The following is a 12,314-nucleotide window of genomic DNA, read 5'->3' on the forward strand; positions in this document are numbered from 1 at the left end:
CGCGCCGGGTCCCTCCGGGACCCGCCGGTCCCCGGGGAGCCGTTCCGGGACGTCGTCCGTCCCGTCCGGAGGACGGTCGCGGCATGCCGCCGCAGCCGCCGCCGGGCAGTTCGAAGGAGGAGTACGTGGCCCGACCCGGGCAGCGCCCCAGCGGCGCGCGCCGCGCGGCCCCGCGCAACCAGCGGCGCGACCGCCAGCCCGCCGACGTCGTGTCGGTGCTGGCGCGCGCCGTCCGCGAGGTCGAGGCGGCCGCCCAGCGGCACCGCGTGACCGCCGACGTGCGCACCAAGTTCCAGGCCATCGCGCTCATGCTGCGCGAGGAGCGGGCCCGGGTCCGGGCCGACGACACGATCGGCGACGCCCGCCGCACCGAGCAGCTCAAGCGGCTCGACGGCATCGCGACCATCCTCGCCACCACCGCCGTCCGCGACTCCGCCCTGCTCGCGCTGCTGGCCGACGACGCCGTCGTCTCCGACGGCGCCCGGGCCCTGGCCCGGGACATGCTGCGGGCCGGCGGCGTGGAGCCGGTCGTCGAGGAGACCCCGGAGCCCGAGGTGCCCGCCGTCGCGCCCGTGCCCGAGCGCCGGGTCGTCCCGCAGTCGGTGGTGTCCCGGCAGTTGGCCAACCCGTTCCTCGCTCCCGACTTCTCCGCCGCGCGCCCGGCCCAGGTGCGGCCCCGGCGGCTGGCCGGGTGGGAGCTGCTCGAGCCGCTGTTCGCCTCCTTCGAGCGGGCCGGCGGCGGCGCACCGGCGTGCATGCCGCTGCCGGAGCCCGCGCCGCGGATCCTTCCGCCGGGCCTGGAGCTGATGCCGCACCAGGCGCAGCTGGTCGCCGCGGCCGCCAACGGGCACCGGACCTTCCTGCTCGCCGACGAGCCGGGCCTGGGCAAGACCGCCCAGTCGCTGCTCGCGGCGGAGATGGCGCAGGCCTACCCGCTGCTCGTCGTCGTCCCGAACGTGGTCAAGACCAACTGGGCGCGCGAGGCCGGCCGCTGGGTGCCGCACCGCCCTGCCACGGTCATCCAGGGCAACGGCGAGACCATCGACGCCTTCGCCGACATCGTCGTCGTCAACTACGAGGTGCTCGACCGGCACGTGGGCTGGATCGGGACCTTCGGCTTCCGCGGGATGGTCGTCGACGAGGCGCACTTCATCAAGAACAAGACCTCGCAGCGCTCGCAGCACGTGCTGGAGCTCTCCGAGCGGATCCGCGCCCGCACCCCGCGGCCGCTGCTGATGGCGCTCACCGGCACGCCGCTGATCAACGACATCGACGACTTCCGGGCGATCTGGCAGTTCCTCGGCTGGATCGACGACTCCAAGCCGCTGGGCGACCTCATGGAGCGGCTGGAGGACACCGGGCTCACCCCTGCCGACCCGGCCTTCTACCCGGCCGCGCGGCAGTGCGTGATCGACACCGGGATCGTCCGCCGCCGCAAGGTCGACGTCGCCGCGGACATCCCTGCCCGCCGCATCGCCGACCTGCCCGTCGAGCTCGACGACAAGGCCGGCCGGTCCATCCGCGCCGCCGAGAAGGAGCTGTCGCGGCGGCTGGTGTCCCGGTACGACAGCGCGCTCGCGGCGCGGTCGTCGGCCGACGACGTCGTCGGCATCGACCGCGAGCTCGTCCGCCGGGTGGCCGGTTGGGAGCTCAAGGACACGAGCACGAAGACGACCGGCGAGAACGTGTTCAGCATGATGCGGCGGATCGGCCAGGCGAAGGCGGGGCTGGCCGCCGACTACGCCGCGCAGCTGGCCCGCAGCGCCGGCAAGGTCGTCTTCTTCGCCAAGCACATCGACGTGATGGACACCGCCGAGGAGACCTTCGCCAAGCTCGGCATCCGCTACTCGTCGATCCGCGGCGACCAGACGCCGTCGGTGCGGCAGAAGCAGATCGACGCCTTCGTCGAGGACCCCGAGGTCGCGGTGGCGGTCTGCTCGCTCACCTCCGCCGGGGTGGGGCTGAACCTCCAGGTGGCGTCCAACATCGTGCTGGCGGAGCTGTCCTGGACCGACGCCGAGCAGACGCAGGCGATCGACCGCAGCCACCGGATCGGGCAGACCGAGCCGGTGACCGCCTGGCGGATCCTCGCCGCGCAGACCATCGACTCCCGGATCGCCGAGCTCATCGACAGCAAGGCGGGCCTGGCGGCCCGGGCGCTCGACGGCTCCGACGAGGAGGTCTTCTCCTCGGCCGACGTCCAGCTCGAGGCGCTCGTCGCCATGCTGACCGACGCCCTGGAGGCCCGGGCGGCGGCCTGACCTCACCCCGTCGGGGGAAGCCCCCTTCGGCCGCGCTCAGGCGGGGGCGCCGACCGTGCCGAGGAGTCGGTGTGCCCCCTGCATCCCCTCCCGGCGCCGTCCGGCGCGGGGTCTCGCCGCGCGAGGTCGAGGACGTGTCCGCGGCGCTGGGTCTGCGCACCCGGCTGTGGCCCGAGGACGCCGCCGCGCTGCTCGACCCGCGCGGGCACCGCTTCGAGCGGCTGGAGTGGCTGGGTGACTCGCTGCTGGACTCCGTGACCGCCCACCACCGCGTGCTCGACGAGCTGCGCGGTGGGCGGTGCTGTGCAGGTCGCGCCCAGGAGCACCTGGTGTCCGACCGGTCCCTGGGGGACGTCGTCGCGGCTGCGGGGTCTGGTCGCCCTGCTGGACTGGCAGCCGAGTGCGCACCGGCAGGCCGATCTGGTGGAGGCCGCCGTGGCGGCATCCTGGCTGGCCGGCGGCTGGCAGGCGGCGCTGGAGACGGCGGCCACCCTGGTGCACCCGCCCCTCGGGGCCGACGTCGACGCGCTGCTGGGCGGCGCCGATCCCGACCTCGCTGCCCCGGCCTGCGACTCCGCGGCGTTCCGGCGACTGGCCCACCTGGGCAGCTACGTGCTGGAGGCCGCGGCCGCCGAGCACCTGTACGGTGCCGGCACGCACGACGAGGGCGCCCTGACCGCCCGACGCCGCCCGCTGCTCGCGGCCCGGTGGCTCACCCGCGGGGACCGGGCCGACGGCTGCCGGGCCCGGGACACCGACCACCGGCTGGACCACGTCCAGGCACGTGTCGGGCTGGAGCACCTGCGCCGGGGCGCGGAGCCGGCCGTCGAGCAGGCGCGGAGCGTCCTGGGGCTCTAGGTCCGGTCGAGGACCTCGACGTCGTCGCCGAGGCCGATCTCCCCGGGCTCCTCGACCGTCGCGTAGAGGCCGAAGACGACCTTGCCGGCGTCGGGGAGGTGGGCGACCGGCGTGCTGAGCTGGGTCGCCAGCTCCCCGCGGTAGCGGACGATCGCCTTCAGGGTGTTGAAGTCGACCTCGCCGGTCTCCGGGTTCTCGTTGGTGACGACGCAGCGGGGGACCGGGCCCACGACCCGGATCGTGGCGCCGCCGAGGCGGACCCGCCGGCCCACCCAGGAGTCCTCCTCGTGGGCGCCGACGCCATCCACCTCGACCAGCATCCGGAACCGCCGGGAGTCCAGCGCCTCGCCGCCGGGGGTGACGCTGCGCAGGTGCTCGACGGTCGCCGCGGACACGAGGGTCACCGGGTGCACGTCGACCGCGGCGCCGGGGACGTCGGTCGCGACCAGGTGTACCGGTTCGCCGACGAACTCGCTCAGCGCCGCCGACCACGGACCCGCGACGAGGTGGCCGGGCACCGGGCGACCGTAGAAGTCGGTCACGACCGCCTCGCCCTTCTCGGTCGCCGGCCCGGTGACCGGGTCCCGGCCGGGGATCCGCAGCGTGAGCTGCCCGCCCTCGTACTCCGCGGAGATCCGGACCAGCGGCCCGTGGTGCTTGCCGTTGAACAGGCGGTGCCGGCCGTCGACCAGGTGGAACCGCCGGTTGTCCGCCACGCCGTCGGTGGTGAGCGCGAGGCGGTCGGGGGAGTGCAGGGCGGTGCCCTTGACGGGCGTGGTCGACAGGTGGGAGACGGCGGGCATGGGGCTCCAAACGGATCGGGCGTCGGGTCGACAGTAGGCAGCGGTCGCCACCGGCGTGCGTCGCCCTGCCGCGTCGCTCTGCTCGCGCTCCGCGGGGGGATGACACGATCCGGGCATGTCGTCGCCGCGGGACCCGGACCAGCGGCGCGGTACGGCCTTCGTCCTCGGGGGCGGGGGAGTCCTCGGCGCGGCCGAGGTCGGGATGCTGCAGGCGCTGGTCGAGCGCGGCATCCGCCCGGACCTCGTGGTGGGCGCCTCCGTGGGCGCCGTCAACGGGGCGTTCGTCGCCGCGGACCCGACGGCGGGCGCGGTCGGCCGGCTGCGCGCCCTCTGGGAGGAGCTCGCCTCGCAGCGGGTGTTCGCCGGATCGGCGCTCGGCCGGATGGGCACCCTCCTGCGGACCCGCACGCACCTGCATCCGGGTGAGCCGCTCCGGGCCCTCCTGGCGGCGCAGCTGCCGCGGACGTTCGACGACCTGACCGTGCCGTTCCAGTGCGTCGCGGCCAGCATCGAGCGGGCGGCCGAGCACTGGTTCACCGACGGCGTCCTGGTCGACGCCGTGCTGGCCTCGTGCGCGGTCCCGGGGCTGCTGCCCCCGGTGGAGCTGGGCGGCGAGCACTACCTGGACGGCGGTCTGGTGCACAGCATCCCGGTCGGCCGCGCGGTCGCGCTCGGGGCGGGCACCGTCTACGTGCTGCACGTCGGCCGGATCGATCGTCCGCTGCGCCCTCCGACCCGGCCCTGGGAGGTCGGGACCGTGGCCTTCGAGATCGCCCGGCGCCACCGCTTCGCCGCCGACCTGGCCGCGCTGCCCGACGGGGTGACGGTGCACGTCCTGCCCGCGGGCGGCCGGCCGTCGGGCACCGCCAACCTCCGCTACCGCGACTTCTCCGCGGTGTCGGCCCGCATCGACGAGGCGCACGCCGCCGCGCGCGGGTACCTGGACCGGAGCGCCTGAGGTGCTGCCGCCCCGTCGCGTGCGCCGGGTCACCGGTCCGCTGCTGGTCGCCGCCCTGGTGGTGGGCGTCCTGCTGCTGCCCGTCCTCGTGCCGGCGGCCGCCGTCGCGTCGGTGTTCCTGCCGGGGCGCTGGCGCGCATTGCGGCTGCTCGGCCTGGCCCTCACCTACCTGGCGATGGAGGTGGCCGGCCTGGTGGCGGCAGGCCTGCTGTGGGTGCTCGGCGGCTTCGGCCGCCGGCTGGACACTCCGGCGTCCCGGGCGCGCCACTACACGGTGCTGCGGTTGCTGCTCGACGGCCTGATGCGGGTGGCGCGGCGGTTGTTCTCGCTGCGGTTGGTGACCGACGGCGAGTCCTGGTCACCGCTGGACGACGGCGTGCCCGGCTCGACGAACGCGATGGTGGTGCTCTCCCGGCACGCCGGCCCCGGGGACTCGTTCCTGCTCGTGCACACGCTCATGGACCGCGACCACCTGCGCCGGCCGCGGATCGTGCTCAAGGACGTGCTGCAGCTGGACCCGGTGCTCGACGTCTACCTGAACCGGCTGCCCAACCACTTCGTCGCGAGCGACCCGCCGGCCGGGGCTCCCGGTCCCGAGGCGGCGATCGCCGACCTGGCCCGCGACCTCGGCGAGGAGGACGCGCTGCTGATCTTCCCCGAGGGGGCCAACTTCACCCCCCGTCGGAAGGTGCGCGCGGTCGAGCGGCTCCGGACCCGGGGCCTGCTGGCGGCGGTGCGCCGGGCCGAGGCGATGCGCAACCTGCTGCCGCCCCGGCCCGCGGGGGTGACCGCGGCGCTCGGTGCGGCACCGCACGCCGACGTCGTCTTCGTCGCGCACACCGGTCTGGAGCATCTGAGCACGGTGCGGGACCTGTGGCGCGGCCTGCCGCTGGACAAGACCCTGCACCTGCGCTGGTGGTTCGTGCCGGCTGCGGAGGTGCCGCGCGGCGAGGCTGAGCTGACCGACTGGCTCTACCGGTGGTGGGAGACGATCGACGACTGGATCACCGCCACCTCGGCCGTCCGGGAGCCCGACCTGCGGTGACCCACGGTGAGGGGCCCTCCGCCGATCAGGTTCCGAGACTCCCTCGTGTAGGTGATGGGCCGGGCAGCGGGAGATCGTCATCCTGGCGGGGTGCAGTACACGGCCAGGGTCGCGCTGCTCCGGCTCGACGAGAGCCGGGCCGACGCCGCGCTCCGCAGCAACCTGCGCGAGCAGGCCGCCGGGCACGGGGAACTGCCCGACTGGTCCACCCTCGAGGTGAGCGAGCCCGTCGAGGTCGAGGGCGCGTCCGGGCACGTCTGGTACCGGTGGGGGGCGTGTGTCGAGGGTCGACCGTCGCCGCGCCGGCCGAGGGCCTAGGGGTCAGCGGCTCCCGGCGAAGTCGGCGGGCCGGAAGCGGCCGTCGGACAGGCGCTTCTCGATCTGCTCCAGGCTGCGGCCGGTCAGCTCGGGCATCCGCCGGTAGAGGAAGACGAAGCCGGCGATGTTGAAGGCGGCGTACAGCCAGAAGGTCTGCCCGGTGCCGATCGTGTCGATGATGCTCAGCAGGGTGAGCGTGATGAGCAGGTTGGTGCCCCACAGCGAGGCCGACTGCGCGGCGGCGCCGGCCTCACGGGTGGCCAGCGGGTAGATCTCCGAGCCGGTGAGCCACCCCATGAGCTGGATGCCGCCCGCGGTGAAGGCCATGAACGCGATGAGCGTCGCGATGATGTAGGGCACCTGGGCCTCGCCGTCGTTCCCGGTGACGAAGAAGGTGCCGAGCACGATCAGGGCGAGTGCGGCTCCGGGCAGGGTGATCAGGGTCAGCCGGCGGCGGCCGACGCGGTCGATGATCGCCAGTCCGATCAGCTGGGTGACCAGGTAGGTCGCGCCCAGGGCGACGGAGACCCGCAGCGCCGCGGAGTCGGAGAAGCCGTTGTCGGTCAGGATCGTCGGCGAGTAGTAGACGATCATCTCGATGCCGGACAGCTGGGTGAAGATGGCCAGCCCGCACCCGACGACGAGCGCCGGTCGCACCCAGGGGGCCCGGAGGCCCCGCCAGCCGCGGGTGCTCGCCGTCTGCTCGGCCTCGACCAGGTCCTCGATGTCGCGCAGCTCGCCGGACACGTCGGTACCCGAGGGGCGCACGCGCTCGAGCGCCGTCCGTGCCCGGTCGTCCTGGCCGGCCTTGACCAGCCAACGCGGGCTGTCGGGGAGCCGCAGCATCAGTCCGAACATGAGGGCGCTGGGCACGACGGCCGCGCCGATGGCCACCCGCCAGTCGACGCTCTCGGTCGCGCCGACGATCGTGGCGACGAGGATGCCGACGCCGATCGCGATCTGGAAGAAGAGCACCAGGCGTCCGCGGTACCGGCTCGGGGCGAGCCGGCCACGTACACCGGAGCGGTCTGGGTCGCGCCGCCGACGGCGAAGCCGAGCACGATGCGGGCCGCCGACAACAGCTCGGGGTTCGGTGCCAGGGACGCCCCCAGCGAGCCGACGACGAAGGCCGCGGCGACGATCAGCAGGGTCTTGTGCCGCCCGAGCTTCTCGCTGAGCCGGCTGCACACCAGGGCGCCGACGACCGCGCCGGCCAGGATGGACGCGGCGATCACCTGCTCCCAGCCGCTGCCGATGTCGAACTCGTCGCTGATCTGGAGCAGCGCGCCGGAGATGATCCCGGTGTCGTAGCCGTAGAGCAGCCCCGAGATCGCCGACACGAGCGCCACGACCACCACGGCGGAGGTGAGGCCTCCGCCGTCGTCGGGCTGTCCATCGGTACGGGGTGCAGTCGCAGGTCGGCCCTCGGTAGCGGCCATGAGGATCTTCCCCGTTCAGTTTCGGTGCGCGGCGCTCGCCACCGTATGACCGGAGGCCACCGACCGCCTGCTGGCCGTCAGAACGGTGGGGGGTCGTCCTCGGGGGCGGGTGGTCGGGCGGGGAGCACCCGGAAGGTGGTGAGTGGCAGCCCGGGCGGGCCGGTGCCCGGGGCGCGGGCCCGGTCGGCGGCGGCGCGTCGCTTCCGGTCGGTCCGGCTGGTCCGGGTGACGCCGCTGGGCGTGGTGACGGTGAGCGTTCCGTCGGCGGCCATGACGTGGCGAAAGCGGGGGGCGTGGGTCTTGAGCCGGTGGTGGCGCCGGCACAGGCAGCAGAGGTTCTCGCAGCTGGTCGGGCCGCCCCGGGCGTGCGGGACGACGTGGTCGCAGTCGGCCCGGGCTGCCCGGCGGGCGCACCCCGGATGGCGGCAGGTCCGGTCCCGAGTGCGCAGGTAGCGGACCTGTGGCGCGCTGGGCCGGTAGCGGTCGACCGCGGCCGGGACACCGAGCACCGCGCATCCGCAGATCCCGTCCGGGTGGTCGGGGCAGCCGCGCCGCGCCACCGCGCGCAGTTCGGTGTCGGCAGCGACGGCGAGCAGCGCGCCGTCGTCGTCGGTGAACGCGAAGCGCAGGCTCCCGCCGGCCGGGGGGCGCAGGCCGATGGCGTCGAGGTCGGCCAGCAGGCGACGCACGTGCGCCGTCGTGATCGGCTCCCCGTCGACGGAGGCGGTGGGCGCGGCGGTCGCGCCGGGCGGGGCGAACACGGCCGGCAGCGGGCTCCCCTCGGCGAGGAACCGGTCGGCGGTGAGGGCGGCGAGGGGGACGTCGACGGTGAGGTCGGCGGTGACCGACGGCCGGTCGGGATCCCAGGGCTGCAGGATCGAGTCGGCGACCACCCCGGCCCGCAGGACCCCGAGCGGGCGGACCTCGCCGTCCGTGGTGGCGGCGGCCGTCGCCTCCTCGTCCACCCGCCGCTTGCACGCCGCGGCCAGCTCGTGCGGCATCCGCGTGACCAGCTCGCTGATCCCGTCACCGACCGGCCGGACGGTGACGTCGCAGCTCCGCTCGGCGTCCGCGCGGCGCTGGTCGGAGGCGGCCGCATCGCGCGCGGCGAGCTCCCTCCGGACCGCCGCCTTGAGCCGGGTGATGGACAGCTCCGGAGCGGAGGGGAGGACCGCGGCCTCGACCGCCGCGACCACCGACGGAGCGACGTCGCGCGCCTTCCAGCCCAGCTCGCCGGCGATCGCGCGTGCGCGGGGCCAGTCCAGCCGGCCGGCGTCGAGGGCGGCCAGGGTGGCGGGCAGCTTCTCGGTCAGCGCCGTGCACTGGTCGATCAGCGAGGTGGCAGCAGCCCGGGAGGCGTTGAGCACCAGGGCGAGCTCGTCGGCGAGGAACTCGCTGACCCCGGCCGGCCGATCCGGGCCGGGTGTCTGGTCGGCGTCCCGGCCGAACCGGCGGTCGGACGTATCGGGGCGGGCGGCGGCGAGCTGCGCGACCGCCTGCACGCGCAGCCCGGCCAGGATCGCCTCGGCCGCGGTGATCTGCTGCAGCAGCCGCGCGTTCTCCGCCGCGCTCCGCTCGCGGGGCAGCAGCTCCGGCAACGGCTCCGGCTCGCGCCACGGCTCCGGCTCCGCGGACTGCCGGGGCGAGGACAGCGGCACGAGGGTCACCCCGACCGCATACCGCTGCCCCGTCGCCATGCCCTCACGCTAGGCCGGAGGTACGACAGGAAATGGCCCCTGAGCAGCGACGACGCCGCTCTCGACTCAGGCCCGGACGACGGCGTCGCGCACCCGCCGTGCCGCCGCACGCCGGTCGGCGGCCAGGACGGCCATCGCCGCGGCGATCACCCCGGCGGAGACGACCGCCGCGACCAGACCCTCCCCGCCGCGGGTGCCGCTGGCCACGTTCACCGCGGTGTGCGCGAGCGCGACCACCCCGACGCTGCCGCTGCGCTCGTACAGCCAGCCCAGGACGACCGACCCGCACGCCAGGCCGAGCAGCCAACCGGGCAGCACGAGCGGGGAGAGGTCGGCCAGACCGCTGTCGATCCAGAACAGCGGCAGGTGCCACAGCGCCCAGGGGACGGTGAGCACCAGCGCCGCGTCGCGCAGCCCCAGCCGCCGGCGCAGCCGGGTCCACGCCAGGCCGCGCCAGCCCACCTCCTCGCCCAGCCCGTTCACGACGAGCAGGACGAGGAGCACCGCCGGCCACGACCACGCCGGGATGCCGGGCATCACCGCGAAGTCGCCGGGCGCGGGGCCGTCCCCGGTGACGTGCGCGACGGCGGCCACGGTCGCGGCGACGGGCAGCGGCAGCAGCGCCACCAGCCACCAGCGGGGCGCGCCGAGCCGGCCGCGGAGCCGGCGCAGGCCCGCTCGGCCGCCGGTCGCCGCCGTGACGGCCACGGCCGCCAGCATCGGCCCCAGCAGGCCGGGGACGTGGCTCACGGTCCCGCCGGTCACCGCCACCGGCACCCACCACGCCCACGACAGCGCCACGGCGAGCAGGAGGTAGGCGGTGAGCTGCCGGTCGCGGACCAGGGCGCGGAGGCCGGACAGGGCGGGAGACGTGCCGGCCTCCGCCGCGCCCACGCGGGTCAGTGGTGGACCGGCGCGGTGGCCAGCGCCCGGGCCAGCGTGGCGCCCCACTCCCGGGCCCGGTCCTCCTCGCCGTCGGCGAGCGGCCCCTCGACGTCGGTGACCGAGAAGTGCTCGGCCGGCGCGAGGATCGTCAGGCCGAGCCCGCGGAGCAGCTTCTCCTCCGTCCGTGCCGCGTGGTCCATCCGCACCAGCAGCTTCGGGTGGTCGCTGCGGGTGTCGTACGCGGCCGCACGGATCCCGGCTCGGGGGACGCGGACGGCGTCCAGCCACTCGTGCAGGCCGCGGTCGGTGTCCGCGACGTGCGCCCCGTGCTGGTCCACGGCCCCCTGCCGGGTCGCGGGCCGGGGCATCGAGAACCCGTGGTTGGGCCCGCCCACGACGAGCAGGCCCACGTCGGGCCCCAGCTCGGCCGGAGCACCGTCGGCCGCGACGACGTCCACCGGCAGGGCGCCGGACAGGCCGTCCGCGATCGCGTGCGCGATGGTCCGGCCGTTGCCGAACACCGACTCGTACACGACCAGGGCTCGGGTCATGCTGCTCACCACCTCGGCTCGGGGTCCGTGTCCGGACCGACGCTAGGGGGGCGTACACCGCGACGGGACCGACGAAGGGCCCGGACGCACGGGGCACAGGTCCCGGACGGGATCGGGATGCCGTTCACCACGCGGAAGACCGGGAACCGGTCGGCCACCCGGGCGATCTCCGGGAGCGCGAGGTCCCGGCCGACGCCGAAGAAGCCCCGGGCCTCACGGGCGACCGCCGCCGAGTCGGCGGAGCGCCCGGCGCGGAGCACGTAGGCCCGGATCACGGGAGGTCGCTCCGCCGGCGGCACCTCGGCGAGCGTCACCCCCACGCGGTGCCGTCCGCGGCGCAGCACCACCCGCCCGCCCGCGGCACGCACGTTGCGGACCCAGTCGGACTCCCCGGTGAGCGAGACGAGGTACCCGTGCCCTCGGTGCCGCGCGAGCACGAGGGTGGTCCGCCGGGGCCTCCCGGTGCGGCGTCCCGGCACCTCGAGGGTGACCACGTAGCCGGGGCTGAGGGCGAGCGCGGTCAGGGCGTGCCCCAGCCACTGCAGGCGGGCGTAGAGCCGGGGCGGTGGGCGGTAGCGGGCCGGACCCGGGTCGCCGAGGGGCATCAGGAACCGGTGGCCGGCACGACGGACGCCGCTGCCCGGGAGGAGGGAGCGCAGCACGTCGGCCGCCACGACGCGGCGCTCCTCGACGTCGGTGGCGTCGGCGGGTCGGCCCGTGGTGCGGGTGGGGGACATGTCGCGATCCCAGTGCGGAGCGGCCGGCCGGGGCTGCGGCCGGACGGCCCGCCGATCGGGACCTCCGGCCCCGTTCCGTGGCGGCGCCCGCCTGCCAGCGTGGGACGAGCGACCCCGACCCGACCCGGGAGGACCCATGACGCAGACCGGTGCCGCCGACGAGCGGCTGCGCGAGGTGCTGGCCTTCAGCCGTCCCGTGCAGGGGGACGGCGTCACCGTCATCCCGGCCGCCGCGGTGCGGACCCACCGCGCCACCCGTGCCGACGGCGTGGGCCCGGACGGGCGCGGGTTCGACGCCAGCATGTCCGGCGGCCGCCCGCTCGGCGCCTTCGTGGTCCGGGACGGCCGGGTGCGCTGGTGGCCGGTCGTCGACGCGACGCGGGTGATCACCACTGCGGAGCTCGTGGTCGGTGCCGTCCTCGTCGCCCGCCGGCTGGCGGACCGGCCGAGCGGGGCCCGTGCCGCGGTCTCGATGGGGCCGGGTGGCTGGGTGAGCATGAAGGGCGGGTCCATGGCGGTGCGCCCGGCCCGGCGGGGATGGCGCCGGCTACCCGTCTCCGTCGCGCCGCCGCGCCGGCGTCCGTGGTGGGCCCGGCTCCTGGCCGCCGTCCCCCTGCAGTCGCTCGTGGGCTAGCTGTACTGCCCGGACAGGTTGGTCAATCGAGTGATGGGCGGTCGGTTCTCCGTCGCGGTGTGGGGCCGGTGATGGTTGTACTCGTGGAGCCAGCCCGGCAGTGCTTTGCGGCGGGCTGATTCGCTGAG

Annotated in this window: 12 protein-coding genes and 1 pseudogene; 6 read left to right on the top strand and 7 right to left on the bottom strand. The window is 75.6% G+C overall.

All coding sequences use genetic code 11. The features are described 5' to 3' along the window. The first annotated feature begins 83 nt into the window (after positions 1-83). Both DQ240_RS16895 and DQ240_RS16905 read left to right on the top strand, forming a co-directional pair. The gene (locus DQ240_RS16895) at positions 84-2,261 is read left to right on the top strand and encodes a DEAD/DEAH box helicase (RefSeq protein WP_233498783.1); all 2,178 of its coding nucleotides are present in this window, start codon (positions 84-86) and stop codon (positions 2,259-2,261) included. A 291-nt stretch (positions 2,262-2,552) separates the two neighbouring features. Further along, positions 2,553-3,119, top strand: coding sequence for a hypothetical protein (locus tag DQ240_RS16905; protein ID WP_147262010.1), 567 nt, complete (start codon positions 2,553-2,555; stop codon positions 3,117-3,119). Here DQ240_RS16905 and DQ240_RS16910 read toward each other — a convergent pair. Beyond that, positions 3,116-3,922 (bottom strand): MOSC domain-containing protein, encoded by an 807-nt coding sequence (locus tag DQ240_RS16910; RefSeq protein WP_158548758.1) that lies wholly within the window; start codon positions 3,920-3,922, stop codon positions 3,116-3,118. The two genes, DQ240_RS16905 and DQ240_RS16910, sit on opposite strands and share 4 nt — an antisense overlap. Positions 3,923-4,037: 115 nt before the next feature. Between DQ240_RS16910 and DQ240_RS16915 the strand changes: the two genes are divergently transcribed. The 3 genes from DQ240_RS16915 (at position 4,038) to DQ240_RS16925 (ending at position 6,243) form a co-directional block, all read left to right on the top strand. Then, entirely contained in the window at positions 4,038-4,880 is an 843-nt protein-coding gene (locus DQ240_RS16915) for a patatin-like phospholipase family protein (protein WP_113840785.1), read from the top strand. 1 nt (position 4,881) lies between these two features. Next, entirely contained in the window at positions 4,882-5,925 is a 1,044-nt protein-coding gene (locus DQ240_RS16920; protein ID WP_113840786.1) for a lysophospholipid acyltransferase family protein, read from the top strand. A 90-nt stretch (positions 5,926-6,015) separates the two neighbouring features. Then, a complete protein-coding gene (locus DQ240_RS16925; RefSeq protein WP_113840787.1) occupies positions 6,016-6,243 on the top strand; it encodes a hypothetical protein in 228 nt (75 codons plus the stop codon). Between the two features lie 3 nt (positions 6,244-6,246). Here the strand turns inward: DQ240_RS16925 and DQ240_RS16930 are convergent. The 5 genes and pseudogenes from DQ240_RS16930 to DQ240_RS23700 all read right to left on the bottom strand — a co-directional run. Beyond that, positions 6,247-7,580 (bottom strand): annotated as a pseudogene (locus tag DQ240_RS16930) (sugar porter family MFS transporter); the annotation flags it as partial. Between the two features lie 179 nt (positions 7,581-7,759). After that, complete coding sequence (locus tag DQ240_RS16935) at positions 7,760-9,379, bottom strand: HNH endonuclease signature motif containing protein (RefSeq protein WP_113840788.1); 1,620 nt, start codon at positions 9,377-9,379, stop codon at positions 7,760-7,762. A gap of 66 nt (positions 9,380-9,445) precedes the next feature. Continuing rightward, positions 9,446-10,273, bottom strand: coding sequence for a CPBP family intramembrane glutamic endopeptidase (locus tag DQ240_RS16940; RefSeq protein WP_147262012.1), 828 nt, complete (start codon positions 10,271-10,273; stop codon positions 9,446-9,448). Between the two features lie 5 nt (positions 10,274-10,278). Next, positions 10,279-10,815, bottom strand: a complete 537-nt coding sequence (locus tag DQ240_RS16945; RefSeq protein WP_113840806.1) for a flavodoxin family protein — start codon at positions 10,813-10,815, stop codon at positions 10,279-10,281. Between the two features lie 5 nt (positions 10,816-10,820). After that, positions 10,821-11,552, bottom strand: coding sequence for a nitroreductase family deazaflavin-dependent oxidoreductase (locus DQ240_RS23700; protein ID WP_199589359.1), 732 nt, complete (start codon positions 11,550-11,552; stop codon positions 10,821-10,823). Positions 11,553-11,688: 136 nt separating this feature from the next. Between DQ240_RS23700 and DQ240_RS23705 the strand changes: the two genes are divergently transcribed. Next, positions 11,689-12,186 carry a hypothetical protein gene (locus DQ240_RS23705; RefSeq protein WP_199589360.1) on the top strand — a complete coding sequence of 166 codons (498 nt, stop codon included), beginning with the start codon at positions 11,689-11,691 and terminating at the stop codon, positions 12,184-12,186. On the opposite strand, the gene DQ240_RS16955 is transcribed toward DQ240_RS23705, so the two are convergent. Further along, a partial coding sequence (locus DQ240_RS16955) for an integrase core domain-containing protein (protein WP_147262013.1) occupies positions 12,183-12,314 on the bottom strand: 132 nt, incomplete at its 5' end. The genes DQ240_RS23705 and DQ240_RS16955 overlap by 4 nt on opposite strands.

It is taken from the genome of Blastococcus sp. TF02A-26 (genome assembly GCF_003319125.1).
Classification (GTDB): domain Bacteria; phylum Actinomycetota; class Actinomycetes; order Mycobacteriales; family Geodermatophilaceae; genus Trujillonella.